Raw genomic sequence first — 26,175 nt, 5'->3', positions numbered from 1 at the left:
TTGGATAGCCTTAACCCTCGGTCGTGTAACAATGCCCAGTTAGTACGCAGTACTGCGCCTGGAGCATCGAATGTCCGGTCTGTCTGACCGCAAAATCGAGATCGTACGCATGCTGATGGCGTCATCGCCAGACAGCGTGGTCGGGGGCCTGCACTCCGCCCTTGCGGGCGCCAATGATGCTGCCCTGTCGGAAGTCCGGAATCTGGTGTCCCACGAGATGATGGACAGGCGTTTCCGCGACACGGTCTTCTCACCTGTGCTCCGCATGTTCGACGACCCGGCCAGGGTCAAGGATCGCCTGGTCTTTCCGCGCTCTGCCCTGCCGCTCATCTGGAAAGCGCTGAAGGAAGAAGCACCGGACCAGGTCTCCATGGTCGAGAGATTGCTGGAAGGGGCCACCGCAGAAACCCGGACCGGCCCTCTGAACGGCCTCCTGCGGCGCGTGCTCGAAGGTTTGCGGGATGGAAGTTCCAATGCCTATGTGGCTGCCGCGGGCAGTCTCAACGAGGTCAATCCGAAACTTGGCGAGACCTTCTGCAGGTGTCTTGCCCTGGCGCCCCTGGTTCGGGATGCGACCTATCGTCTGGCCGACTGGGTTGCACGTCCCAACGAGGAACGGGCCGCCGCCCTGCGGGTGACCTACAGGGACGCTACGGCGATTTCCGAAGACAATGGCCCCCTGCTGTTTGAAATGCTGGCGTCCAGCATGGAAGAACCCTGGATGATCATCCGTTTGATCAGCCTGGTCATGGATCGGCCAAGTCAGCGCTATCTCGGGGATTCCGAGCTCTCATCCTTCCCGACCCGGGTCATGGACCTGATCGACGTGAATCTGGCGCAGATCGGCCGTTTCGATCACACCAAGACCCCGGAAGAAGCCAGGAACGCTGCCGGCCTCGTCAAGCTGGTGGCGCGTCAGATCTCCGAACTTGAAGCCGGCATTGAATTCACCCGCGACAGCGGCTGGGGCGCCAGGGTCCAGAAGCAGAAGCAGACCCTCGCTGCGGCGGTCGAGACGCGCATGCGCAAGACCGAGGCCCTGATCGGCGCGGCCCTGCCTTACCATACGGTCCGGGGCGCCCATGCCAGCCGCAAGGTGCCCCGCATGACGGTCCCGGCAAAGGCGGAAGACATCAACAACGCCAGAACCCTGCTCACCTTCATGGAGGCGATCCGGGCCAGCGCGAACCTTGGGGGCTTCGCCGCCGCCAGGACCAAGATCTGCGAGTCCGCCGCCGAGGTGCTGGACCGCTATGCGGAAGACGGTCTGGCTTTGATGCGCGATCATGAAGTCGAAGACTTCGATCTCGCCGTGACCCATCTGACTTATGCGGCCGAATTCCTGGAACTGGTCAGGGACTCTGTCAGCGCTGACCTCGTGCGTCGGCGCATTGTCGCCGCCACAGACAATGAACGTCGGGATCATGCCAAATATGGCTGATCGCCCCCTCGCGCGCGACGCCTAAACCCGCTAAACCCAGGGCATGATCACCCTCTGGGTGGCCGCGGGCGCACTCTCCGCCGCCGCAGCCATAGTTATTCTGCTCCGCGCAGCAGGCGCTGCGTCAAACGGCGGGTCGGGCGACCCGACGCTGGATGTCTATCGCCGTCAGCTTGGCGAGCTGGACGCCCTGGCGGACAACGGACTTCTCGATCCGGATGAGCATGCGACGGCCAAGGCCGAGGCCGGGCGGCGCCTACTGGGCGCTGCTGACCATCAGGCCGCAGTCTGGAGTTCTGCAACCACCGAAAGGCCCTGGGTAGCCGGGGTGGTGGCTGTGGTCGGCGCGTCAGCTCTGGCGCTCTATCTGCTGGTCGGTTCGTCGAGCCTCCAGGACCAGCCCATGTTCGCGCGGATCGCAAAGTGGCGGGCGACCGATCCAGGCCAGCTGACGGCGCCGGAAATGGTTGTGATCCTGCGCCAGGTCACGGCGCAGCGGCCTGACCCTGAAGGTCTCCGTTACCTGGCCCTTGCAGAAACCCAGTCGCAAAATCCGTCGGGCGCCGCCCGGGCCCTGCGCAAGGCGATCACCCTGGCGCCCCAAAGGGCGGATCTTTGGGAAATGCTGGGTGAAGTCCTCGTGATCCAGGCCGATGGCCAGGAGTCCGAGGCCGCGCAGAACGCTTTCCAGGAGGCCATCAAGCGCGACCCCAAGGCCATGGTCGCCAGGTTCCACCTGGCCCGCGCCAGGGATCAGGCCGGTGACAGGGATGGCGCGGTCGCCGCCCTCCGCGCCATTGAGGCAGACCTGCCCTCGGGCGATCCCAGACGTCAGGATGTCCAGCAAGCCATCCGGGAAGCCCTGGCTCCACGTCCTGCGCCTTCGCCTGAGGCGCCTGCCGTGGGCGGCGACCAGATGGGCATGATCCGCTCCATGGTGGCCAGCCTGGCCGACAAGCTGAAGGCCAATCCGGACGATCCCGATGGCTGGGTGCGCCTGGTCAGGTCCTATTCCGTACTCGGCGATGTGAAGGCGCGCGACGCGGCCCTGGCTCAGGCCCAGGCGCGTTATCGTGGCCGGGCTGACATCATGTCCCAGCTGGATGCTGCGTCAAAAACGGAGGCCATGAAGTGAGCGGCTGGCTGCCCAAGTCCCCGAAAGCACGTCGGCGGTTGATCATAGTCGCAGCCGTGGCTCCCGTGCTGGTCATGGCGGTTGGCCTGACCCTCTGGGGCCTGTCGGATTCGATTTCCTATTTCTACACGCCCTCCCAGGCCGAGGCGGCAAATCCACCTCCCGGGCGTTCAGTGCAGCTTGGCGGACTGGTCAAGGCCGGCAGCGTGCTCAAGCACAGCGATGGTCAGGTGGAGTTTGTGGTCAGCGACCAGACCATGTCGGATCGCATCGTCTTCCAGGGCGATCTGCCCGACCTTTTCCGGGAGGGGCAGGGGATCGTCGCTACGGGTCACTTCCGCGCAGACGGCGTGTTCGAGGCCAAGCAGGTCCTGGCCAAACATGACGAGCGCTATATGCCCAAGGAGCTCACCACGGCCCTGAAGAAGCAGGGCGAATGGCGCGGCGACGGCCAATCCCCGACCTATGGTTCGCCCAGATGATCGTTGAATTCGGCAGCTTTGCCCTGGTCCTCGCCCTGTGTCTGTCCCTGGCCCAGGCTGGCTTTTCGGCAGTGGGGCGCTGGCGACGTTCGGCCCTGCTGGCCGGGGCCGGAGAAGGCTCCGCCCTGGCGGCCTTCCTGGCGGTGGCCCTGGCCTTTGCGGCCCTCATGCACGCCTTCATCACGTCCGACTTTTCCGTCGCCAATGTCGCCGCCAACTCCCACACGGAAAAGCCGCTGATCTACAAGATCGCCGGAACCTGGGGCAGCCATGAAGGCTCCATGCTGCTGTGGTGTCTGGCCTTGACGGGATTCGGATCGGCTGTTGCCGGCCTTGGTCGCGATCTGCCCAAGGGTCTGAAAGCCCTGACCGTGATGACCCAGGGCGCCCTGGGCAGCGTCTTTCTGGCCTATACCGTTCTGGCCTCAAATCCCTTTGTGAGACTTTACCAGGCGCCCGTCGAAGGCCGATCGCTCAATCCCCTGCTGCAGGACCCGGCCCTGGCCGTCCATCCGCCGTTTCTCTATGCCGGCTATGTTGGCATGTCGGTGGTCTTCTCCTTCGCCGTCGCCGCCCTGATCGAGGGTCGGGTTGATGCGGCCTGGGCGCGCTGGGTGCGGCCCTGGACCCTGGCGGCCTGGAGCATGCTGACCATGGGCATCATGATGGGCGCCTTCTGGGCCTATTACGAGCTGGGCTGGGGCGGCTGGTGGTTCTGGGATCCGGTGGAGAACGCCTCCTTCATGCCCTGGCTGATCGCCACGGCCCTCCTGCACTCGGCCATCGTGACGGAAAAGCGAGGCGCCCTTTCCGGATGGACCGTGTTCCTGGCGATCGCGGCCTTCACCTTTTCCATGCTCGGCGCCTTCCTCGTGCGGTCCGGCGTGCTCACCTCTGTCCATGCCTTCGCCGTCGATCCCACCCGGGGCGCCCTGCTGCTGGGCATTCTGGCGGTTACGGCGGGCTCCGCCTTCAGCCTGTTCGCCTGGCGGGCGCCGGTTCTGGCGCCGGGGGGTGTCTTCGCCCCCATCAGCCGCGAGAGCGCCCTGGTCCTGAACAATATCCTGTTGGCGGCGGCGACCATGACCGTGCTGATGGGCACGCTCTATCCGCTCATCCGGGAGGCGGCGACCGGGGAACCGATTTCAGTCGGACCACCATTCTTCAACCTGACCTTCACGCCCCTGATGGTGGCGCTGATGATCCTCCTGCCAGCCGGGCCCCTGCTGTCCTGGAAGCGGGGTGACGCCAGGGGGGTCTATCAGCGGCTCATCGTCGCCGCCGTGGCAGCCGGCTGTCTTGGCCTGCTGGTCTTTGCCCTTGTCAGTCCGCACAAGGCTCTGGCGAGCGCAGGCCTGGGCCTGGGCGGCTGGCTGATCGCCGGCGCTCTGGTCGAAGTGGCCGAGCGCACCCGTTTGCTGAAGGTTTCGGCGGCCGAAACCTGGCGTCGCCTGACCGGTCTGCCGCGGGGCAGCTGGGGGATGACCCTGGCCCATGTGGGCCTTGGCATTTTTGTCATCGGCGCCTGCTTTGAAACCGGCTGGCGGATTGAGGCCGCCGAAACCCTACCCCAGGGCGGTCGAATCCAGGTTGGCGCCTATGAGCTGACCCTGGATCGCATAGTGGCTGTTGATGGTCCCAATTTCGACGCCGAACGGGGCCTCATCACGGCGCGGAAGTCCGGGGTGGAAATCTGCCGGCCCATGCCGGAGCGGCGCTTCTACCCGGCTGGTGGTCAGACCACCTCAGAGGTCGCCATCTGCACCCGTGGCATGAGCCACCTCTATGTGGTCCTCGGGGAGCGTCGGACGGGCCCTGGCGCCCCTGTCTGGCTGGTGCGGGCCTACTGGAATCCCCTCGCCCTGCTGATTTTCCTGGGGCCTGTCGTCATGGCCCTGGGAGGGCTGCTGTCCCTGTCTGATCGTCGTCTCCGGCTGGGTGTCGGCAAACGCTCGGGCGAAGCCGCATGAAGCGGGTGATCGTCATACTTGCCGCCGTCCTCAGCCTGGCGGCGGCGGCGGACCCTCGTGAGCGGTTATCTGATCCTGCCCAGGAAGCCAGGGCCCGGGCGGTGTTCCGCGAGGTGCGGTGTCTGGTCTGCCAGAACGAGTCCATCGACGATTCGACGGCGGATCTGGCCGGGGATCTGCGAAAGCTGGTCCGCGATGAAATAAAGGCGGGTCGGACGGACGCCGAAGTGAAGGCCTATCTCGTCTCGCGATACGGCGAGTTCGTGCTTCTCAAGCCGACCTTTTCTCTGGGAAACGCCGTGCTTTGGGGCGCCCCGGCCGGGGTGGTGCTGCTGGGTCTGGGCTTGTTTCTTTTCACCCTACGCAGGCCTGCGGTGGAGCCCGCACTCACGACCGAAGAGGCTGAAAGAATTGCACGATTGTCGCAGGATCAGGCGCAATGACATGATTGCGCCTCAGAACGGTCGCCATGCCGCTCTGAAGCGTGACCTATTCGTAACTTGAGCCTACGGGATCTAGTCTGACATTGGCGTCTCACAGATGCGAGCGTCCATGCCGATGTCAAATTCGATCCACCAGTTGCGCTCTTTGCGATCGAACCTAGTTTGTCGGGATCGGGCCGGTTCAACACCCGGACCCACAGGGAACTGAAAGACCAATGACTTCGAAGAAGACCGGTTACCTTTTGGGCGTCCTCGCTGGCGGCGTCATTGTTTCGGGCGCCATGGCGGGGGCGGCTGTGCAATTGCCAAACGCCCAGGCTGGAGACGCCCGGCTGATCCGCGCCTCGACGGCGCCGATCTTCGCCCCGCCGCCCGGCGCGCCCCTGTCCTTCGCCGACATCTTCGAGCAGGTTTCCCCGGCGGTCGTGTCGATCAATGTGACCTCCAAGGTCGATCCCAGCTCCCTGCGGCGCCAGATCCCGGGACTTCCCTTCGACATCGTGCCGCGCGGCGCCCCAGAGGGCGACGATGAAGATGCGCCGCCAGCCGTAAAGGGCAGGCCGACGCCCCGGGCTCCGACCCAGCAGTCAGCCGGGTCAGGCTTCTTCATTTCGGCCGACGGTTACATCGTCACGAACAACCACGTCATTGAGAACGCCGATGAGATCAAGGTCGTCCTCAAGGACGAACGCGAGCTCGACGCCGTGGTGGTCGGGCGCGACGAAGGCACGGATCTGGCGGTCATCAAGGTGAAGGGAACGGGCTTCTCCTTCGTGAACTTCGAGAACGCAGCCAAGCCCCGGGTCGGTGACTGGGTCATTACCGTCGGCAACCCCTTCGGGCTGGGCGGAACGGCGACCGCCGGTATTATCTCGGCCTATGGCCGCGACATCGGCGAAACCTTTGTCGACTACATCCAGATCGACGCCCCCATAAACCGGGGCAATTCCGGCGGTCCGACCTTTGACGTCTATGGACGGGTCATCGGCGTGAACACCGCCATCTTCTCGCCGTCCGGCGGGTCTGTGGGCATTGGCTTCGCCATTCCGGCTGACGTCGCCGACAACATCACCAAGAAGCTGATCGCCGGCGGCAAGATCACCCGCGGCTATATCGGCGCCTCGATCCAGAACTTCACCCCTGAAATGGCGGAGGCCCAGGGCCTGGCCGGTCAGAAGGGCGCCATCGTCGCCGACCTGGTTCCGGGCGGTCCTTCACAGAAGGCCGGCCTGATGGCGGGCGATGTGGTGGTGGCGGTCAATGGGGCCAAGGTCCGCACCTCGTCCGAGCTGACCCGGGAAGTGGCCAAGGCCAGCCCCGGCGAAGTCCTGCGTCTTGACGTCCTGCGTATGGGCAAGGCGCGGACGGTCGAAATCCGGTCCGGCGTCCGGCCCAGCGAGAAGGACCTGGTCGCCAATGACAACCAGAAGGACGATGCGGCCCCCGGCAAGGGCGGAAGCGCCGCCGCCAAGACCACCGTTATCGGCCTGACCCTCACACCCCTGGATGACGCCGGCCGTCGCCGGTTGGGCGTCGACGGCGCCGTGAAGGGCCTGGTGATCTCCAGCCTCGATCCCAATTCCGACGCCGCCCAGAAGGGCGTGCGGCCAGATGACATCCTGGTTCGCGCCGGAGACCGGGAGGTCGCCAGCGCCGAGGACTTCAACAGCGTCGTCGAGGCGGCCAAGAAGGCTGGTCGCCAGAGCGTGCTGGTGGGCATTTATCGTGGTGGCCGGACCCTGTTCCTGCCGCTCAAAGTGTCTGGCTAGATCGATCAAACCCCGGGGGGCGGCATGCGCATTCTGATTGTCGAAGACGACGTAGAGGCGGCGGAAGCCATGGACCGCGGCCTCACCGAGGGCGGGCATGAGTGCCGTCGGGCGGCAGACGGCGAGGAAGGCCTGGCCGTCGCCCGACAGGCCGAGTTCGACGTGATGATCGTCGACCGCATGATGCCCAGGATGGACGGCGTCACCCTTGTTGAGACCCTGCGTCGCGATGGGGACCAGACACCGGTCCTGTTCCTTTCGGCCCTGGGCGAAATCAATGACCGGGTCACCGGTTTGAAGGCCGGGGGCGATGACTATCTGGTCAAGCCCTACGCCTTCGCCGAACTGATCGCCCGGGTCGAGGCCCTGTCCCGCCGCCGGGAAACCGGTTCAGTCCAGACCCTGCTCAAGGTAGGCGATCTTGAAATGGATCTGATCGGCCGGTCGGTGCACCGCCAGGGCAAGGAGATCGATCTCCAGCCCCGGGAGTTCCAGCTGCTCGAATTCATGATGCGCCATGCCGGGCAGTCGGTCACCCGCACCATGCTGCTGGAAAAGGTCTGGGAGTATCATTTCGATCCGCAGACCAATGTGATCGATGTGCACATTTCAAGGCTGCGCTCGAAGATCGACAAGGGCTTTGACCGCGCCATGCTGCAGACCGTCCGCGGCGCCGGATATCGCCTCGAAACCTGATCGCGGAGGCGCGTCCCCATGCGCCTGCCGCGCCTGTTCCGAACCACCCCGTTCCGCCTGACCCTGCTGTTCCTGGCCTTGTTCGGGGCGGCGGCCAGCGCCTTTCTGGCCTATATCTACGTGGCTACGGCTGGCGAGGCCCAGAGACGGACGGACAAGGAGATCACCCGCGAGGCGGCCTCCCTGGCTGGGGCCTACAATCGTGGCGGGCTGGATGGCCTCAACCAGTCCCTGATCGAACGGGCGGCCAATGAGCGGCCCTTCCTCTATCTCTTGATGACGCCCCAGGGGCAGAGGATTTCCGGCTCCATCGCCGAGAGCCCCCTGGACAAATTTGACGGCTCCCCGACCTGGGCCAGCTTTTCCGTCAGTGATCTGGACGCCGAGAACCGGCCCGTGAAACATCCGGCCCGTGGCTTTCAGGAACGCCTCGCCTCGGGGGAGATCCTGTTTGTCGGCGCCGATATCGGGGAGGACCAGGCCTATGTGGGCAAGATCGTCCGGGCCCTGTGGGGTGCGGGCGCCCTGGTGGTGGTTCTGGGCCTGGCCGGCGGCGTTCTGGTCAGCCGCAATGTGTCGCGCAGCATGGCCAGCCTGACCGATGTGGTGGCTTCCGTCCGCAATGGCGACTTTGGCGCCCGGGCCCGGGTGCGGGGATCCCGCGATGAGTTTGACGAGCTGGCCGAGGGCATTAATGACATGCTCGACCGGCTGGAACGGTCCATGGCCGGCCACAGGCATGCCGGCGACGCCATCGCCCATGACCTCCGGTCTCCGGTGACCCGGCTGCGGGCCCGTCTTGAGGCCGCCTATATCGACCTGGAAGCCGGGCGGGGGAATGCCGAACAGGCCCTGGCCCAGGCCCTGGAGGACACGGACGGCGTGCTGAAGACCTTCGGCGCCGTCCTGGCCATTGCCCGCCTGCAGGCCGCCGGCGAAGCGCCAAGTCCACAATTGCTCAATCCCGGAGAACTGGCCGCCAATATGGCCGAGCTTTATGAGCCGGTCTGCGAGGATGTGGAGCTGGAGTTCCGCGCCGAGCTTGCCCAGGACCTGGTGGTGCGGGGCAATCACGAGTTTCTGGCCCAGGCCCTGGCCAATATTCTGGATAACGCCGTCAAATACACCCCTACGGGCGGCGCCATCATGCTGCGGGTGCGCCAGAGATCTTCCGGCGAGGTCGAGTTCTCGGTCACAGACACCGGCCCCGGCGTCCCGGAGGCTGATCGCAGCCGGGTGGTGGACCGTTTCGTCCGGTTGGAGAACAGCCGGAACCAGCCCGGGGCCGGTCTTGGCCTGTCCCTGGTCGCCGCTGTCGCCGAGGCCCACCATGGGCGCCTGGAGCTTGCGGAGGGGCCCGGCATGGTCGGTGACATCGGTCCGGGCCTTCGGGTCGCCCTGGTTCTGCCGAGGGCCTGATGGCGGTCCTGCTGGAAAGGCTGCAGCCCTGTGGGCCGGACCCTGATCCCAAGGCCTCGGCGCGGCTCCTTGCCCTGCTGGTCTCACGTGACCTTGCCGATATCGGCGTGATTGAAGCGGCCTGGCCCGCACTGGCGCCGATCTTCGGAGCTTCCACCTACCTTTCCAGCCTGGTCCGCCGGGACCCGCCGCGGCTCGCGGCCCTGCTTCAGGCTGATCCCGACGCCCGTCTGGATGATCTTCTGCGTCGGACTGCAGAGGCTGCGGTCATGGACCTTGCCCGTGGCATGGCGGCCCTTCGCAACCTGAAGGCCGAAGCCCATCTGCTGACCGCAATATGCGATCTTGGCGGGGTCTGGGGGCTGGATCAGGTGACCGGCGCCATGACCCGCTTCGCAGACTCATCCCTCCAGGCAGCGGTGAGGCTTGCGGCCATGGCTGAGTTCGAAGCAGGAAGGCTGGCCCGGCTCGGTGAGGGGGCGGAAGGCCCTGTCCCGGGGCTGTTCTGCATCGCCATGGGCAAGCACGGGGCCTTTGAGCTGAACTATTCCAGCGACATCGACATTTCGGTGTTCTTCGAGCCTGACCTGATGCCCGTTGCAGAAGGCGAGGAAGCACAGTCCGTGGCGGTCCGGCTGACCAACCGGCTGTCCCAGATCATGCAGGAGCGAACGGCCGACGGGTACGTATTCCGCACCGACCTGCGCCTTCGGCCTGACCCCAGCTCCACCCCCCTGGCGGTCACCGTCCCCGCGGCGCTGGAATACTACGGAAGCGTTGGCCAGAACTGGGAGCGGGCTGCCTTTATCAAGGCCCGGGCCTGCGCGGGTGATGCGACCTGCGCCGAAGCCTTTCTCAAGGAGCTGACCTCCTTCGTCTGGCGCAAGAACCTGGATTTCGAGGCCATTGCCGACATCCACGCCATCAAGCGGCAGATCCATGTCCACAAGGTCGATGATCGCCTGACCGCGCGGGGCATGGACGTAAAACTGGGCCGCGGCGGGATCCGTGAGATCGAGTTCTACGTCCAGACCCAGCAGCTGATCCTGGGCGGTCGCAATCCGGCCCTGCGCAGTCGCCGGACGGTGGAGGCCCTGGAAGCCCTGGCCCAGGCGGGACACATCACTCCCGCCGCCTGCGCCGACATGAGCCAGAGCTATGGTCGCCTGCGCGCCATCGAGCACCGCATCCAGATGCTGGCCGATGAGCAGACGCACAAGCTGCCGGAGTCAGACGCCGAGCGGCGTCGGGTCGCCGCCCTCATGGGGCAGGGACGTCTGGCCAGTTTCGACGCCTCTGTCGAGCGGACCCTGAAGACCGTGAACAGCCGCTATGGGGAGCTGTTCCCCGACGAAGAGCCCCTGTCATCCAGGTTCGGCAGCCTGATCTTCACCGGGGTCGACGATGACCCCGAAACCCTGAAGACCCTGGCCAGGATCGGCATGGGCAATCCGGCCCTGGTGTCCCAGACCATCCGCAGCTGGCACCACGGCAATATCGCCGCCACCCGGACCGAGCGCGGCCGCGAGCTGTTCACCCGCCTTGCGCCGCGCCTGCTGGATGCGGCCCAGGCTACGGGAGCGGCCGATGTCGCCTTCAAACGGTTTGCGGACTTCTTCAGCCGGCTGTCGTCCGGCGTGCAGTTGCAGGCCCTGTTCCTGGCCAATCCCAAACTGTTCGAATTGGTGGTTCAGGTCATGGCCTTCGCGCCCCGCCTGGCCAGCACCCTGGCGCGCCGGCCGGCCGCCCTGGACGCCATGCTGGACGGTGACTTCTTCGCCGCCTTCAGGGGCGATGAGGATCGCGAAGCGGTCAGGGCCAGCCTGGCGCGGGCAACGGGATTTGAAGAGGCCATGGACATGGCGCGCCGGGTCCATCGCGAGCAGGCCTTCCGCATCGGCGTTCAGGTCATGAGTGCAACTGCTGACGCCGAGACCGCCGGAAGGGCCTTCGCCGACCTCGCCGACGCCCTGATTTCGGGGCTGGCGCCCATCTCGCTTGCAGAGGCTGAACGGCTGGGCGGAGGGTTTGAGGGCGACGTGGCCGTGGTCGCCCTTGGCAAGTGTGGGTCCAGGGAGATGAGCGCGGGGTCAGATCTTGATCTGATGACCGTCTATGCTCCGACACGACCAGACGGCGTATCCGCCGGCAAGGGCTGGACGGCTGATGTCTTCTACGGACGGTTCACCCAGAGGCTGATCGCCGCTCTCTCGACACCAACCGCGGAAGGCGAGCTCTACGAAGTGGACATGCAGCTTCGGCCCTCGGGGACCAAGGGGCCGGTCGCTGTCAGCATGACCGCCTTTGAGGATTACTACGAAGGGGAAGCCGAGACCTGGGAGCTTCTGGCCCTGACCCGCGCCCGGGTGGTGTGGGCGTCATCTGCAGAATTCTCGGGGCGTGCGGAGCGGGCGATCGAAGCTGCCCTGCGCAAGGCCCGAAAGATCAGGACAGTGGCCGCAGATACCCGGGAGATGCGGGATCTTCTGGCGCGGGAGAGGCCGCCCAAGGGGCCCTGGGACCTCAAGCTCTGTCCGGGGGGCCTGGTGGATATCGAGTTTGCAGCCCAGTTCCTGCAACTGGCCCACGCCGCCCGGGGCGGACCTCTGCGCGCAAACACCGCCGAAGCCCTGAGTGCGCTGGGGGCTTCGGGCCTGGTGGCCGAAGACTCCCTGGAGGCCCTGCAAAAGGCCTGGGTCCTGCAACAGAACCTGACCCAGATCCTTAAGCTGGCCCTGACGGCGGACGATGCGCCGGAGGACCAGCCAGCAGCATTCCGCAAGATCATGGCCCGCGCTGCGGGGTTGCGCGACTTCAGGACCCTCAAGCTCAGATTGTCGCAAGCCCAGGTCCAGGCCCATCAGGCCTTTCTGAAGGTGGTCACCCCATGAAGATTTCATCCGGTTTTCTCATGAGCCTGGCGGTCGTCCTGGCCTCAGCCAGTACAGCCAGTGCGCAGCTGGGGCCGCCGAACCCGGATGTAAACCGGGACGGCAAGGTCACCCTGCCGGAGTTCAGGTCCGTTTCCTCATCCCAGCTGCTTCAGAGACTGGATACCAACAAGGACGGGATACTGGCCCGCGCGGAATACCAGAGCGCCGTCGACATGATTTCCCGTTTTGCAGGCGCTGAGGTCGGCAGGCGCGCCGCCCGGCGTTTCTCGGAAGATGATGGCAATCAGGATGGCCAGCTGTCGCGCGCCGAGATGGATCTGGGCGCCCAGAAGCGTTTTGCGAAAGCTGACGCCAATGGCGACGGCTGGCTGGACAAGGCTGAATTGAAGGCTTCCCGCCAGCCTGCCAGGGATGACGCCAGGGACTGACGGGACGGTTCAGGGGGCGCTTCAGGCCACCTGTTGGGTGCGGCCGGTCTCGTTCCTGAAAACCCGCACCTTGAAGCTGACCTGGGTGCCCTGTCCGGGAATGCTGCGCATGTCCAGTTCGCCGCCGTGCAGCTCGATCAATGACTTTGTCAGGGCCAGGCCAAGACCTGTCCCCTGGACCGTCTTGGAATGCTGGCTCTCTACCTGGACGAAAGGCTGGCCAAGGCGTTCGAGATCGTCCTTGGCGATGCCGATCCCGGTGTCCTCGACCGTGATCTTGATCTGCTCGCCCAGACCATCCACCACAGGCTCGGCCCGCAGGATGACCGCCCCGCCCCTTGGGGTGAACTTCACGGCATTTGACAGCAGGTTGATCAGGATCTGCTTCACGGCGCGATAGTCTGCCTCGACCTCGGGGAGGTGGTCTGGAATGCTGACGCTGAGGGTGAGGCCAGCCGCTTCGGCGCGGTTGTGCATCAGGCGGACGACGTCTTCTGCGACGTCTTCCATCATGACAGGCTCCAGCCGCAGGGTCATCTTGCCGGCCTCGATCTTGGACATGTCGAGAATGTCGTTGATCAGGGCCAGGAGGTGCTGGCCCGAGGACAGGATGTCGTGGGCATAGCCCTTGTATCTGGCGTCGCCCAGGGCGCCGAACATCTCCTGGGACATGATTTCCGAGAAGCCGTTGATGGCATTGAGGGGCGTCCTCAGTTCATGACTCATATTGGCCAGGAATTCACTCTTGGCCCGGTTCGCCGCCTCGGCCTTGACCTTCTCGCCTTCGTATTTCCGCGCAAGTTCCGACAGCTGGATCTGGCTCTGCTCGAGACTGGCCACCGCCCTCTGCAGCTGCTCCTCGTTAATCCGCCGAGCTTCTTCCTGCATCTTGATGGTGGTGATGTCGGCGGCCGTCATGACAAGGCCGCCCTCTGCAGTCCTGCGCTCGGAAATCTGCAGCCAGCGACCATCATTGAGCTCGGCTTCACGAATGCCCTTGCGACCATCCACGGCGGGTATTTCCTGGCGGATTGCAGCCTTGGCCAGGTGTGAAACATTCTTGTAGTGGGCGCCGGGTTCAAGCACCTGACCGCTGAGGGAGAAATAGTCCCGGTAGTTTCGGTTCCACATGATCAGGCGGCCCTTGCGGTCCCAAAGGACAAAGGCTTCCGACGTACTTTCGATGGCGTCGCGAAGGCGGGTCTCAGCGGCCTGGGCGCGGGCCTGGGCGCTGCGCTCCTCGGTCACGTCAAGGGCGACCCCGATGATCCGGGTAAAGCCCCGGGCGGTCTTGCCGAAGGCCTGACCCCGGGCGTCGACCCATGTCGAGCGACCGTCTTCCAGGGACAGCGCCCTGAAGGACACGTCGAAGCCACCATATTCCGAGGCGGTCGTCAGGGCCTGTCGCACCCGGTCGCGGTGTTCCTCAGCGACCCTCTGCATGACTTCATCGCCAAACACGACGCCGCCGCCGCCCCATCCCAGGATCGCGCCAGTGACGTCTGACATGTACATCTGGTCGGCTTCCAGATCCCATTCCCAGATGCCGCACCGGGCTGCTTCAACGGCCATGCGGAACCGGTGTTCGGAATCGACAAAGTCCTTGTGGGCGGCTTCAGCCTTGCGGCTCTGGGTGATCAGCAGGATGCCCAGCACCATGGAGGCGCCCCAGACCGCCAGCAAACGCCCCAGCTGCAACTGCAGGGATGTGACCTCATCCGGCCCGGAAGGTGCGGCCGCAATGGTGTAGAGCGCGCCGCCCATGGCGGGGCGGGCGGCGACGTCCAGGGCCTGGCCATCGGCCAGCTTGCCGCGTTTCAGACCGCCTTCGAGATTGAGTTCAGTGGGGGTCAGGCCCAGGGCGACGCTCATCTGATCGCCCGGCGCGACGCCGCTGGAGGCGGCGACCACGCGTCCTTCAGGCGTGACAACGACTTCAATGCGGTCCTTGGCCAGCCATGCGGAAAGCCGGGCGGGGTCGCCTACGACGATGATCCGGCGCAGGCCCTTCACCGTATGGGTCGCCGTGGCCGCGGCCAGTCCCGCCTTTGACGCCTGTGAAGGGCCGAGCCAGACATCCTTGGCCGACATCTCTGCGATCTTGTCGAGCTTCAGCCAGTCTATGCCCCGGGTTGCACCGGTTGAGGCCAGGACGCCCTGGTCACTCACCACAGCCATGGCCAGGCCCGCGCCGCCCGTGGCCGCCAGTCCGGTCTTGATGGCGTCGCCAGGTTGCTGGACCTCACCGCGAATGAGTGTCCGGGCGGCCAGTACGCCACCGCGCAGGTCTGCCGTCTCTGCGTCCAGTCGCGCCGCCAGGGTTTCGCTGCGGTGGGGGAGGGCCTGATTGATCAGGGTCGCCATCTGTGGCTGGGTGACGGCCTGATAACTCGCAAATGCGGTGTAGATGGTGATGACCAGTAGGCCGGCCAGGGTGGCGATGCGGGCCAGTCCCTGGGTGGGCGCTGAATAGGCGTCGTGATGGGCGCGGCGGTCGGTCGCCCGACGCCTCCGGTCCTTCACTCCAGCATACTCACTGCTCTCGGCCAAAGCCCAGTGCTCCCCAAACCTACGGCCGAGTCACCCCCCGCGCACGTGAGTCTATCCGGCCGGGTCCGCGCCGTCACGGTCCCGTTGGCCCGGAAGGTGAGTCATGGCGTCGCGGGGGGCGTCGCGGCGGGCGCCAGATCAGTCGGCCAGGGCCTTTTCGACCAGTTCGAACACGTTCTTGGACAGGCCTTCCGATGATGAAATCCGCTTGAGCTGGGCCTTCATCAAGGCGCCCAGATCAGGCGTGTATCTTCGCCAGCCCCCCAGGGGCTCGACCATCCGGGCCGCCGTCATCGGATTGAACCGGTCAACCGCCAGAATCTGATCCGCCAGGAACCGGTAACCTGACCCGCTGGGATCATGGAAGTTCACCAGATTGGCGGCGGCGAAGGTCGAGACCAGGGCGCGCAACCGGTTGGGATTGGTCTGATCGAAGGCGGGATGGACCGTCAGACCCAGAACTCGCCCGAGGGCGCCAGGTCCCGGATCCCGGGCCTGCAGGGCGAACCACTTGTCTATGACCAGGGGCTCGTCCTTCCAGCGGTCATAGAAATCCGCCAGGGCCGCATCAAAGGCCGATCCCCCGATGGTCATCAGGGCGTTCAGGCCGCCGATGGCGTCCGTCATGTTCAGGGCCGCGCGGTAATGGCCCTCCGCCAGGTCGGCGATGTCGGTTCTGGGATTGGTCGCCAGGAGATCAAGGACGGCGTTGCGCAGGGCGCGCCGTCCGGCGCTGGCGGCGTCGGGGGAGAATTCGCCGGTGTCCTGCAGGCCCATGTGCATGCGCTTGAGGTCATCCGCCAGGTGCAGGGCCAGGCGCTGCTTGAGGGCCTCCCGGGCGGCGTGAATGGCTGCGGGATCGGCTGGCTGTCGCGCCAGGGCCAGGTCCGTCTCGGCGGGCAGGCCCAGCAGCAGGGCCTTGAAGGCAGGTTCCGACGCCTGGTCCGAAAGTGCCCGTTCAATGGCGTGGGCGTATCGCTCCTCGCCGACCTCGTCCGGGCGGCCGGCCGCGCGACTGAGGATGAGGTCCCGGGCCAGGTCCTGGCCGGACTCCCAGCGGTTGAAGGGGTCGGGGTCGCCTGCCAGCTGGACGTAGCGGTCCTTGGGCGCCGCGTCGGTGGTCAGGCCAACCGGGGCCGAAAATCCGCGCAGGGCGGAAATGACAGGGACGGAGTCAACGCCGGTCAGGGTGATCCGGGTCCTTGGCTGATCCAGAACGACCACGGTTTCGTCCATGGCCTGGCCATCACGCTCGAAGGCCAGGGTCCGGCCGTCGGAGTCCAGAAGGCCGATCCGCACCGGAGTCGGCAGGGCCCGCTTTGTCCCCTGACCCGGGGTTGGCGGGGTCAGCTGGGTCAGCTCGAGGATCAGGGTCTTCCTGTCAGAGTCATAGGTGTGCTTCAGGTCGACCTGCGGCGTTCCGGCCTGTTCGTACCAGGCGAAGAAGTCTGAAAGGTCCTGGTCGGTGACCTCGGCGAAGCAGCGGATGAACTCCTCGACCGTAGTGGCGTGGCCATCCCACCGATCAAAATAGAGATCCATCCCTTCCCGGAACTTTTCCGCGCCGATCAGGGTCTTGAGCATCCGGATGACCTCGGCGCCCTTCTCATAGATGGTCGCCGTGTAGAAGTTGTCGATCTTCAGATAGCTGGACGGCCTGACCGGGTGGGCGAGGGGGCCCTGGTCTTCCGAGAACTGCCGGGCCCGCAGGGCCTTGACGTCCTTGATCCGCTGGACAGCTTCACCGCGCATGTCGGCCGAGAAGCTCTGGTCGCGGAAGACGGTCAGGCCTTCCTTGAGGCACAGCTGGAACCAGTCGCGGCAGGTGATGCGGTTGCCCGTCCAGTTATGGAAATACTCATGGGCCACGACGCTTTCGATGCGCTCATAGTCCAGGTCCGTTGCGGTGGCGGCGTCCGCCAGCAGCAGCGAGGAGTTGAAGATGTTCAGCCCCTTGTTCTCCATGGCGCCGAAGTTGAAGTCGCGGACCGCGACGATCATGAAGAGATCCAGATCGTATTCACGACCAAAGACCTCCTCGTCCCATTTCATTGACCGCTTCAGGGAGTCCATGGCGTAGGCCGCCCGCTCCGCCATGCCAGGATCCACATAGATCTTCAGGTCTACGGTCCGACCGGTCATGGTGACCAGCTTGTCGGACAGGACATCCAGCTCTCCGGCCACAAGGGCGAAGAGGTAGCAGGGCTTCGGGAAGGGATCATTCCACAGGGCATAGTGACGCCCCCCCGGCAGGACGCCGGACTCCATCAGATTGCCGTTGGACAGCAGGTGCTGGAATCGTTTGTCGGCCTCGATCCGCACAGTGAACCTGCTGAGCACGTCCGGACGATCCGGATACCAGGTGATCTTGCGGAAGCCCTCGGCCTCGCACTGGGTGCAGAACCGGCCCCCTGACATATAGAGGCCATCCAGGGCCTTGTTGGCCTCGGGATCGATCTCGACCTCGGTCTCCAGGACAAAGGCCGCCGGAGGCGAGGGGATGGTCAGGAATTCGGCGTCGATCTGATGCTCATCCGCCGACAGCTTGCGACCATCAATCGCCACGGAAACCGGCTTCAGCCGCTCGCCATTGAGCACAAGCGGGTCTGAATGCTCACCATTGCGCCGGATGGACAGCCGCGCCCGGACCCGTGTGGCGTTGGCCGCCAGGTCAAAGTCCAGCCTGACCTCATCGATCAAATAGGCTGGCGGGCGATAGTCGGTGAGGCGGATGGGCTGGGGGGTGTCTGTGCGCATGGCTTGAAACCTATGTGATCCCGTTGACTTGGGCGAGGCCGTCAATTGCAGCAAGCCCGCTGTGTCTCAATTTTTCCTGACCAAACATGGCTTCAAACGTTTGTTTGAGTTGGATCAAGGCGGTCTGAGTCCCTGCGTCTAGACCTGTTCCCAGGCGGCGATCTCTCACTCGCCCGCAATACGGGGAAAGAACATGACCAAGACTCAATTCGGACTGGCGCTGGTTGGCGCCCTCGCCATTGCAGGCGCAGCTTCGGCGGAAGACTTCCAGGGCAAGCATGCCGGCCTGTTCATGCTGCAGACGCGGGTTACTGATGTCGCGCCTGATGCCGGCGATCCCATCAAGACCGCCGCTGGCGGCGCGACCGGTCTGAATGCTGAAGTGAATTCCAGCGTCGTGCCTACTGTCGGTCTGGTCTATTTCCTGACTGACCATGTGTCAGGCGAGCTGGTCCTGGGCACTTCCCACCACGACATCAAGGCCGTCGGCGGCGCCACCAATGTGAAGGTCCATGACACCTGGGTCCTGCCTCCGGTGGTCGCCCTCCAGTATCATTTCGCACCCGCCGCCCGGGTCAGCCCCTATGTCGGCGCCGGCCTGAACTACATGCTCTTCTACGGCGGCAAGGACTACAACGGCTTCAAGGTGAAGGTGAAGGACGGCGTCGGCTACGCCCTCCAGGCCGGGGTCGACGTGGCGACCAAGGATCGCTGGAGCGTCAACCTCGACGTCAAGAAGGTCTATTTCAACACGACGGCCAAGATCAACGGCGGGACCCTGGTCTCCAAGGTCAATCTGGACCCGTGGGTGGTGTCCGCCGGCGTCGGCTACAAGTTCTAGAGCGTCTACCCCAACTGGACCCGGAGGCCCTGAAAGGTCTCCGGGTTTTTTTGCGCCTGCAATTTGGACCTTCACAGGCAAGGCCGCGGGGGATTTAGTGCTGACAACAAACACAACTGACCCTGGGGAGGGGAGTTATGGTGAGCATTTCGGGGCTCCGATATCTTGGAACAGCGGCTCTGGCGGGCGCACTTCTGACTGGCGCAGCCTGGAGCAGCGGACGACCTGTTGACGGCAAGCCATCGCCGGCCGCGCCTGTGAAAGCCGCCGCTGCAGCTCGCCTTCCGGGATACAGTGCTGACCGCAACGCCTATTTCGGCGACCTTCACGTCCACACCTATCTGTCCAACGACGCCTATATCTTCAATGTCCGGCGGACCCCTGATGACGCCTACCGCTTCGCCCGGGGCGAGGCGATCGGTCACTCAAGTGGTTTCGACATCCGCCTGGCGGGAGGCCCCCTCGACTTTGTGGCCGTGACCGATCACGCGGAATACATGTCGGCCATCCGCGAGGCTGGAAAACCAGATTCAGCCTTGCATGCCTTGCCCTTTACCCAGGGCCTGTTCAGCACCGACCCTGCCGAGATCCAGCGAGCCTTCACCGCCTTCACCATGGGGCGGCAAGCAGGGACCCTGCCAAAGGAATTCAACAATCCCGACATCATTTCCCGGGCCTGGACCGAGGTTCAGCAGGCCGCCGCACGCAACAATCAGCCAGGCAAGTTCACCACCCTGGTGGGCTATGAATACACCTCGGCGCCGGGCGGCCGGAACCTGCACCGGAACGTCATTTTCCGCGGCGCCAATGTTCCGGCCATGCCCTATTCGTCGTCGGAATCCAATGATCCTGAAAATCTCTGGCGCACCATGGACGGCTGGCGTGGCAAGGGTATCGAAGCCCTGGCCATTCCCCACAATTCCAATGGCAGCGATGGCCTGATGTTCGACTCCGTGCGCAGGAATGGCGCGCCTGTCGACCGGGCCTATGCCGAGCTGCGGGCCCGCAATGAGCCCCTGACCGAAATCACCCAGATCAAGGGCACCTCGGAAACCCATCCGACGCTGTCGCCCAATGACGAATGGGCGAACTTCGAGATCATGGAAAATTACATCGGCCGGGACATCAAGGTCACCAAGTTCGCCGGCAGTTATGTGCGCCGGGCCCTGGAAGATGGCCTGCTCATGCGCGACAAGGTGGGGATCAACGGGTTCAAGTTCGGCTTCATCGGCTCATCCGACACGCACAATGCAGCGCCTGGAAGCGTGGAAGAGCCCAACTATTTCAGCAAGGTCGGCCGGACTGACGGTACGCCGGACCTGCGGCGCTCTGTGCCCCCCAATGGCGCGAAGACCTGGGACGGTGTGGCTGCGCCTGATCCGAAGGCGGCGATCATTCCGGCGCAGCAGGCCTGGGGCGCCAGCGGTCTGGCCGGGGTCTGGGCCGAGGAGAATTCCCGCGACGCGATCTATGCTGCGCTCAAGCGCCGGGAGACCTTCGCCACGTCGGGACCACGCATCCGGGTCCGGTTCTTCGGCAGCTATGACTTCCCTGCCGGCCTGACCCAGAGGGTGGACACGGTCCGTCAGGCCTATTCCCGGGGTGTGCCCATGGGCGGTGACCTTCTGCCCTCAAAGGGCAAGGCGCCCAGCTTCCTGGTCTGGGCGGTCCGTGACCCGAATTCGGGTTATCTGCAGAGGGCGCAGATCGTGAAGGGCTGGATCGAGAACGGGGTGGCGAAGGAGCGGGTATTCGACGTGGCCTGCTCGGACAAACTTGCCCTCGACCAGGGTTCATGGCGCTGCCCGGCCAATGGAGCAAAGGTCGACCTGACCAATTGTCAGCCCGATCGTTTCAAGGGTGATGTCGAGCTCAAGACGGTGTGGACGGACCCGACCTTCAATCCGAAGCAACGGGCCTTCTACTATGTGCGGGTTCTGGAAAATCCGTCCTGCCGGTGGTCCACCTGGGACGCCATCCGCAATGGCACACCACCGAACCCCTACATGCAGGCGACGGTCATGGAACGGGCCTGGTCATCGCCCATCTGGTACGAGCCGACGGCCTAGTAAGAATGGCGGCCCGCTGGTCCTGGACGTCCTGAGACGCCTTTGACCCGCGAGCCGCCAGATATCGGGTCTAGTGTCCGCCAGGGCTCGGGTTGGTCTGATCACCCGCGCCAGCTTCAGCCGGAGCAGCTGCAGCATCAGCGGCAGGTGCGGCGGCAGCGTCAGCAGCGGGGGCTGCGGCGGCGTCAGCAGCAGGCGCTGCTGCAGCTGCAGGCTCAGTTGCGGCCGGTGCGGAATCTTCTGCTGGCTTGCTGCAGGCCGCGAGAGACGCTGCAAGGGCGAGCGAAACAGTCAGACCCGTAATCTTCGAAATGTTCATGTCTATTGACCTCCCCAGTTGTGAGGCCGTGACGCTGGACCTGACTTGGACATCGGTCAAGCCTGCCGCCTTCAGGAAGACAGCCCCAGGTCAGAAAGCAGACCCAGGTACTCCGGAACCCTTCGAATGGGGTCGAGCAGGGGGTCGGCTTTCATCAGGGCTATGCCTGAATCGCCATTCCGCCTTGCATTCTCCAGGGCGGATACAGCGCCTCGGGAATCTCCCCATTGCGCCAGGACCTGCGCCTGCTGGTAGTCGGTCACAAGTCCGGGCGCCGTTTTGAGCGCCGCGAAGGCTTTGTCGGCAGCCGCATCCTGACCCAGCTTTTTTGCCGCAATCGCTTCACCTGCCAGTTTCAGGGACAGCAGGGGCTCGCGGGAATAGGAAGCGAGCGCGCCCCTGGCGTCCCCTGACAGGAGAAGAGCGTCACCTATGGCGCCGTGGGCCCCTTCCACCTTGGGATTGAGCGACAGCGCCTGCTTCATGGCCTCGATGCTCTGGGCATATTGATGGGCATAGATCAGTCCCAGCCCAAGAGCGCGATGTACACGCGGATTGAGCGGGTCGAGGACAGCGGCCCTGCGCACCGCCGGCAGTCCCGTCTGGAGGTCGCCAACCCAGCAATTGAACAGGCCGACCCTGGTCAGAATGTCGGCGTCACCGGATCCAGACTCCATGGCCTGGGCATAGGCCTGGCGAGCGCCTTTGAAATCCAGCCTGGCATTTGAAAGCACCCCCCCGAGCGCCGCCTGGGCCTCTGGAAGCGATGGCGCCAGTTCGACAGACTGTCGCGCCGAGACCAGAGCTGCATCATAAGTCGCCCTGACCTCGCTCGGGCCCGAATACTGGTCTCCGATCTTCATCAGAACCCGGGCGCGCCCGGCATGGGCGGCGGCATAGTTGGGGTCCAGCCCTATGGCGGTGTCGAACTGGCTGAGGGCGGCCCGATAGGCGGCCTCGTCGCCCCCGGCGTCGAAAAGTCGCTTGCCCTTCAGATAGGCGTCAAAGGCTTCGGCATTGGCGGCGGCGCCGGTCTGGACCCTGGCCAGTTCGTCACCCAGCAGGTGGACCTTCATGGCCTCGGCGACGGCCTGTGCGATCTCGCTCTGAACGGCCAGAATGTCCTTCAGATCGCGGTCAAAGGTCTGGGACCATTTTTCAAAGCCGGTTCGCGCTTCCACCAGCTGGGCGCTGACCCGCACCCGGCCGTCGGCCCGGCGGACGCTGCCGTCCAGTAGATGCGCCACCCCCAGCCTGGCGCCGATCTCGCCGCTGTCGGCTGTACTGCCCTTGAACTTGAAGGCCGAAGTGCGAGCGACCACCTGCAGCAGCTTGATCCGCGCCAGGGCGTTGATTAGCTCTTCCGACAGGCCGTCGGAGAAATAGTCCTGGGCCAGGTCGCCACTGAGATTGGCGAAGGGCAGGACAGCTATGCTGTGTGGCGGAGCTCCGCCGCCGCGGCCAAGGGTCCACCAGGCGCCTGCGCCGGCCAGGGCCGCCAGGCCGCCAACTCCCGCCAGAATGCCCCGGCGGCTGGCGGTGAACCGTGTTCGCGCAGTTCCCGGCCCGGGCGGATTGATGCCTTCGGTATCGAGGGCTTTCAGCAGTCCATGATGGGCAGGATTGCTGACGTCAGCACTCCAGGCTGAAAGGTCCAGGGTCTGGTATTGCCGAAAGCCGAGGGGCGGCTCCACCTGATCCAGGCGCAACGGCAGGAGGCGTTTTCGATCCCGACCATAGGCCGCCTCGTCGCGCACCCAGTCGGACTCAAGCGAGGTTTTCGACCAGGCGACAATGACGACCTGACAGGCCTCGAGAGCGGCCTCAATCTCGCGGGCATAGGCTGCGCCCCCGGCAATGTGCCGATCCCACCAAACCGTGTGACCGGCCTGGGTCAGCGCATGGACAATCGGCGCCACGCGCTCGCGGTCAGCGCTGGTATAGCTGAAAAAGATCCGGAGTCCGGAGGGCGACGACATGGCGGCAAGGCTAGCACAGGATCTGGCCGTCTGCGCAGGGTCTTCATATACCGTCGTCTTCTGTTGGACATGCACAGGTACTGGCGCCTAGGGTTGGGCTCCTTGTGGCGGATCTGCAGCATGAACCCCGTTCGATTTGCATGCATGGCGGTCCTGGTGGCGCATCTTGTGGCCGCCGGTCCGGCTTGGGCCCAGGTCGCGCCGTCCAGCTCGACGGCGGTTCCTCCTGTGGCCGCCCACGACAGGACCCTGGCGGCGGCCAGTCTCGCGCGGGCGAAACTTGCAGACATGCGCCTCCTGGCCCGCGCCGGACCTTCCGCTGACTTCTACCTCGCCGTCGAAGCCTACGAGGTTGCCCACAGGGGGCTGCTGTTCAGGACGTGGACAGAGGCCGAGGTGGATCCGGAGGTCGTCCGACTGTCAACGCGCTACGATGAGGCCTATGCGACCTACACAAGGCTGGCGGCGGCCCCTGACACAGAGGCAGCCGACTTTGCAGACGCAGAGCATGCGCGGCAAGTCGCCGGCGAGGCGAGATATGCGGCGCTGCAGGCCCGCAGCGCAGCTATCCTGGCAGAGATGGAAAAGGCTGGCGGCCCCTTTCCCTCAGGAGAGGACTTCGTAAAGTCCCTGGGGGACAGGTTTACCTACATCAGGCCTCAGGTGGGTGCGGTCTTCGGGATCGAAGACGCCCGGTGGCCGGAGGCGCCGTGGCAGGTGGAACTGCAGTGGGTCGCCGTGGACGCGCAGGGAAAACCCTATCCCGCCACGGACCTCCATGCCTGCGGCGGGGCCCTGATCCGGCGCGAATGGGTCCTGACCGCGGCCCATTGCGTCTGGGACCGAAAGACCAGGACTGTCCTGACCGGACTGAGGGTAAGGGCCGGCTCCGGTGACCTGACAGGTCCCATGCAGACCTTCCAGATCCGCGAGACCAGAATGCCGCCGGCCAGCATGGCCTATGTTCCTTCTACGGCGACAGCGCCTGCCCGAAACGACATCGCCCTTTTGCGGATTTCTCCAGCCGCCGGACTGACAGACCCGACCCGTTTGCGGACCGTCCGGCTTGCGCCGCCGGATCCGCCCGCCAATTGGCAGGGGGTGACGGTGTCGGGCTGGGGCGCCACGGTCCGCCAGACCCTGCAGGACCAGAACCAAAGGGCTGCACAGGGCGGTCGCCTGCGGATGAGCCCGGACCTGCGTGTGGCAAGACTCAAGACGATGGCTGATGTGGACTGCGCCAGGAAGATCCGGGACCGCATTTACGGGTCTGAATCAGGCCAGCCTGTGGCCCCTCTGGCGGAGGGCATGATGTGTGCGGGCTCCCAATGGTCAGGGACCTGTCAGGGCGACAGCGGTGGACCACTGGTGGGTCATGGCGAGCCTGCGCCCATACCAGCCAATGCCCGGAGCCGCCCGGTCGAGCCTGACGACGGAACCCGGCTCATCGGCCTGGTGTCCTGGGGGGTTGGATGCCAGGATTTCACCGTCTTCACCAAGGTCTGGGCCTACAGGGCCTGGATCGAAAGCGTGGCCGGGAGGTAGTTTCTAATGCAGGGACGCAGCATACGAAATTTCCCGGCAAGGTGGGCTGCGGCTCTACTGCTCTGCTTGTTAGTCGCCGGACCCTCAATGGGATCCGCCCAGGGTATCGGGGCGGCGGCCCAGCCTTCAGCCACCCCGCTCCCGGGGGTGGAGAAAGCCCGTCTGGCCCTGGACGCCCTGCAGCGGGCCCGGCCCCTTGGCCGCGAAGGAGAGTATGTTGGTGCTCTGGGGACTTACATTCTCTCGCTCTATCCGGTGACCGCCCAGATCGAGGCCGATGTCCGCCTCGTGCCGGAAATCCAGGTCGCAGATCGGGATGTGAAAGCCTCTCAGGAGGCGCTGGACGCGGCATTGGCGTCGCCAGCCGCCACGGACCTTGAGCTAGAGCAGTTGCGCGAGCGACTGGCCAGTTCGCTGGACGCCAGGATCAGGCTCGCCAAGCCGCTGATCGCTGCGAAGTTTGCCGCACTGCAGCTGGTTCCCTGCGACAGCCCCGAATTGTTCGCTGTGGGTCAGACCGAATTCATCAACCCGTTTCCCGTTGCCGGAGCCCATGGCGCCGAGACAGCGTACTATCCGAACGCTCCCTGGCAGGTGGAAATTCAGTGGGCCGGATTTGAGGGTCACATTCCTCCCTACAGCCCCGAGGAGCTGCATTCCTGTGGCGGCGCCCTGATCGCCGCAGACTGGGTGCTGACGGCGGCGCACTGCGTCTGGGATCGCAAGACCGCCAGCGTCCGCCCCACCTCGACCTACCAGGTGAGGGGCGGTGCAAAAGCCCTGGCGGATCTCTCTCCACCTGTGCCCATCCAGGAGATCTTTGTTCATCCCGAATACAGGGTTTCCAGCGCGACGGCGCCCGCCCAGTCCGACATCGCGCTGTTGCGCCTGGCCAGGGCCATGCCCCTGAACGACCCGGATCGTCTGGCGATCATTCCCTATGCCCGCAAGGATTTCCAGCCGCCGAAGATCCGCGAGGCGGTCACAGCGTCCGGTTGGGGGGCGACAGAAGCCTCTTCCTTCGAGGAACAGACCCGCCGCATCTCAGCCAATGGGCATCTGAAAATGAGTCCCGTGCTCAGGATCGTTCCGCAGAGGGTCTTTGATCAGGGCGAATGTGCAGAAGAAATCCGCGACCGCATCCATGCCAGTGACAGGACACCTCCGCCCGTGTCGGCCGTGCATCCGGGAAATCTCTGTGCAGGTGGGAACTCCGGCACGTGCCAGGGCGACAGCGGCGGCCCCCTGGTCGCCCATTCGAACATGTACGCAAAGCGCCGTGGAGCCCGTGACGAACCTTACGTCCGCGGACGGGACCGCCCGGTTGTCTTCGGCGTCGTCTCGTGGGGCGCCGGGTGCAAGTACTTTACGGTCTTTACCCGGGTCTCGACCTATTCCGCCTGGATTGACCAGGTTCTGGCGACTGCTGGGCGCTGAG

Annotated in this window: 18 protein-coding genes; 14 read left to right on the top strand and 4 right to left on the bottom strand. The window is 64.9% G+C overall.

Features of this window, described 5'->3' with window-relative positions:
- Positions 1-70: 70 nt before the first annotated feature.
- The 10 genes from CFE28_13780 to CFE28_13735 all read left to right on the top strand — a co-directional run bounded on the left by CFE28_13780 (position 71) and on the right by CFE28_13735 (position 12,677).
- Complete coding sequence (locus tag CFE28_13780) at positions 71-1,441, top strand: hypothetical protein (GenBank protein OYU70968.1); 1,371 nt, start codon at positions 71-73, stop codon at positions 1,439-1,441.
- A 43-nt stretch (positions 1,442-1,484) separates the two neighbouring features.
- Positions 1,485-2,576 carry a c-type cytochrome biogenesis protein CcmI gene (gene ccmI, locus CFE28_13775; protein OYU70967.1) on the top strand — a complete coding sequence of 364 codons (1,092 nt, stop codon included), beginning with the start codon at positions 1,485-1,487 and terminating at the stop codon, positions 2,574-2,576.
- Positions 2,573-3,058, top strand: a complete 486-nt coding sequence (locus tag CFE28_13770) for a cytochrome c biogenesis protein CcmE (protein OYU70966.1) — start codon at positions 2,573-2,575, stop codon at positions 3,056-3,058. The genes ccmI and CFE28_13770 overlap by 4 nt, the downstream gene beginning before the upstream one ends.
- Complete coding sequence (locus CFE28_13765) at positions 3,055-5,028, top strand: heme lyase NrfEFG subunit NrfE (protein OYU71717.1); 1,974 nt, start codon at positions 3,055-3,057, stop codon at positions 5,026-5,028. The genes CFE28_13770 and CFE28_13765 overlap by 4 nt, the downstream gene beginning before the upstream one ends.
- Entirely contained in the window at positions 5,025-5,471 is a 447-nt protein-coding gene (locus CFE28_13760) for a cytochrome c-type biogenesis protein CcmH (protein ID OYU70965.1), read from the top strand. Before CFE28_13765 ends, CFE28_13760 begins: the two co-directional genes overlap by 4 nt.
- Positions 5,472-5,686: 215 nt before the next feature.
- On the top strand, positions 5,687-7,240 hold the full coding sequence (locus CFE28_13755) for a serine protease (GenBank protein OYU70964.1): 1,554 nt from the start codon (positions 5,687-5,689) through the stop codon (positions 7,238-7,240).
- Positions 7,241-7,264: 24 nt separating this feature from the next.
- Positions 7,265-7,936 carry a DNA-binding response regulator gene (locus CFE28_13750; GenBank protein ID OYU70963.1) on the top strand — a complete coding sequence of 224 codons (672 nt, stop codon included), beginning with the start codon at positions 7,265-7,267 and terminating at the stop codon, positions 7,934-7,936.
- 18 nt (positions 7,937-7,954) lie between these two features.
- A complete protein-coding gene (locus CFE28_13745) occupies positions 7,955-9,355 on the top strand; it encodes a histidine kinase (GenBank protein ID OYU70962.1) in 1,401 nt (466 codons plus the stop codon).
- Positions 9,355-12,246 (top strand): bifunctional glutamine synthetase adenylyltransferase/deadenyltransferase, encoded by a 2,892-nt coding sequence (locus CFE28_13740; GenBank protein OYU70961.1) that lies wholly within the window; start codon positions 9,355-9,357, stop codon positions 12,244-12,246. Before CFE28_13745 ends, CFE28_13740 begins: the two co-directional genes overlap by 1 nt.
- Positions 12,243-12,677: a hypothetical protein gene (locus CFE28_13735; GenBank protein OYU70960.1), complete on the top strand. Its 435-nt coding sequence runs from the start codon at positions 12,243-12,245 to the stop codon at positions 12,675-12,677. Before CFE28_13740 ends, CFE28_13735 begins: the two co-directional genes overlap by 4 nt.
- 21 nt (positions 12,678-12,698) lie before the next feature.
- Here the strand turns inward: CFE28_13735 and CFE28_13730 are convergent, their stop codons facing one another.
- Complete coding sequence (locus CFE28_13730) at positions 12,699-15,227, bottom strand: ATPase (GenBank protein OYU70959.1); 2,529 nt, start codon at positions 15,225-15,227, stop codon at positions 12,699-12,701.
- 138 nt (positions 15,228-15,365) lie between these two features.
- Positions 15,366-17,984: an aminopeptidase N gene (gene pepN / locus CFE28_13725; GenBank protein ID OYU70958.1), complete on the bottom strand. Its 2,619-nt coding sequence runs from the start codon at positions 17,982-17,984 to the stop codon at positions 15,366-15,368.
- 193 nt (positions 17,985-18,177) lie between these two features.
- Between pepN and CFE28_13720 the strand changes: the two genes are divergently transcribed.
- Positions 18,178-18,825: a hypothetical protein gene (locus CFE28_13720; protein ID OYU70957.1), complete on the top strand. Its 648-nt coding sequence runs from the start codon at positions 18,178-18,180 to the stop codon at positions 18,823-18,825.
- Between the two features lie 137 nt (positions 18,826-18,962).
- Positions 18,963-20,894 (top strand): hypothetical protein, encoded by a 1,932-nt coding sequence (locus CFE28_13715; protein ID OYU70956.1) that lies wholly within the window; start codon positions 18,963-18,965, stop codon positions 20,892-20,894.
- Positions 20,895-20,964: 70 nt separating this feature from the next.
- Here the strand turns inward: CFE28_13715 and CFE28_13710 are convergent, their stop codons facing one another.
- The gene (locus tag CFE28_13710) at positions 20,965-21,213 is read right to left on the bottom strand and encodes a hypothetical protein (protein OYU70955.1); all 249 of its coding nucleotides are present in this window, start codon (positions 21,211-21,213) and stop codon (positions 20,965-20,967) included.
- A 71-nt stretch (positions 21,214-21,284) separates the two neighbouring features.
- Positions 21,285-23,192, bottom strand: coding sequence for a hypothetical protein (locus CFE28_13705; GenBank protein ID OYU70954.1), 1,908 nt, complete (start codon positions 23,190-23,192; stop codon positions 21,285-21,287).
- Between CFE28_13705 and CFE28_13700 the strand changes: the two genes are divergently transcribed.
- Both CFE28_13700 and CFE28_13695 read left to right on the top strand, forming a co-directional pair.
- Positions 23,115-24,737: a hypothetical protein gene (locus CFE28_13700; GenBank protein ID OYU71716.1), complete on the top strand. Its 1,623-nt coding sequence runs from the start codon at positions 23,115-23,117 to the stop codon at positions 24,735-24,737. The genes CFE28_13705 and CFE28_13700 overlap by 78 nt on opposite strands.
- A gap of 6 nt (positions 24,738-24,743) precedes the next feature.
- A complete protein-coding gene (locus CFE28_13695) occupies positions 24,744-26,174 on the top strand; it encodes a hypothetical protein (protein OYU70953.1) in 1,431 nt (476 codons plus the stop codon).
- Position 26,175 lies beyond the last annotated feature (1 nt).

Source organism: Alphaproteobacteria bacterium PA2, from assembly GCA_002256425.1.
GTDB lineage: Bacteria > Pseudomonadota > Alphaproteobacteria > Caulobacterales > Caulobacteraceae > Phenylobacterium.
This window is presented reverse-complemented; position numbering and strand designations above follow the sequence as displayed.

What these genes read in the sequence shown, in the direction of transcription:
- CFE28_13780 (OYU70968.1), top strand. Translation starts at nt 71, where the DNA reads ATGTCCGGTCTGTCTGACCGCAAAATCGAGATCGTACGCATGCTGATG.
- ccmI (OYU70967.1), top strand. Translation starts at nt 1,485, where the DNA reads ATGATCACCCTCTGGGTGGCCGCGGGCGCACTCTCCGCCGCCGCAGCC.
- CFE28_13765 (OYU71717.1), top strand. Translation starts at nt 3,055, where the DNA reads ATGATCGTTGAATTCGGCAGCTTTGCCCTGGTCCTCGCCCTGTGTCTG.
- CFE28_13760 (OYU70965.1), top strand. Translation starts at nt 5,025, where the DNA reads ATGAAGCGGGTGATCGTCATACTTGCCGCCGTCCTCAGCCTGGCGGCG.
- CFE28_13755 (OYU70964.1), top strand. Translation starts at nt 5,687, where the DNA reads ATGACTTCGAAGAAGACCGGTTACCTTTTGGGCGTCCTCGCTGGCGGC.
- CFE28_13750 (OYU70963.1), top strand. Translation starts at nt 7,265, where the DNA reads ATGCGCATTCTGATTGTCGAAGACGACGTAGAGGCGGCGGAAGCCATG.
- CFE28_13745 (OYU70962.1), top strand. Translation starts at nt 7,955, where the DNA reads ATGCGCCTGCCGCGCCTGTTCCGAACCACCCCGTTCCGCCTGACCCTG.
- CFE28_13740 (OYU70961.1), top strand. Translation starts at nt 9,355, where the DNA reads ATGGCGGTCCTGCTGGAAAGGCTGCAGCCCTGTGGGCCGGACCCTGAT.
- CFE28_13735 (OYU70960.1), top strand. Translation starts at nt 12,243, where the DNA reads ATGAAGATTTCATCCGGTTTTCTCATGAGCCTGGCGGTCGTCCTGGCC.
- pepN (OYU70958.1), bottom strand. Translation starts at nt 17,984, where the DNA reads ATGCGCACAGACACCCCCCAGCCCATCCGCCTCACCGACTATCGCCCG.
- CFE28_13720 (OYU70957.1), top strand. Translation starts at nt 18,178, where the DNA reads ATGACCAAGACTCAATTCGGACTGGCGCTGGTTGGCGCCCTCGCCATT.
- CFE28_13715 (OYU70956.1), top strand. Translation starts at nt 18,963, where the DNA reads ATGGTGAGCATTTCGGGGCTCCGATATCTTGGAACAGCGGCTCTGGCG.
- CFE28_13710 (OYU70955.1), bottom strand. Translation starts at nt 21,213, where the DNA reads ATGAACATTTCGAAGATTACGGGTCTGACTGTTTCGCTCGCCCTTGCA.
- CFE28_13700 (OYU71716.1), top strand. Translation starts at nt 23,115, where the DNA reads ATGGACAATCGGCGCCACGCGCTCGCGGTCAGCGCTGGTATAGCTGAA.
- CFE28_13705 (OYU70954.1), bottom strand. Translation starts at nt 23,192, where the DNA reads ATGTCGTCGCCCTCCGGACTCCGGATCTTTTTCAGCTATACCAGCGCT.
- CFE28_13695 (OYU70953.1), top strand. Translation starts at nt 24,744, where the DNA reads ATGCAGGGACGCAGCATACGAAATTTCCCGGCAAGGTGGGCTGCGGCT.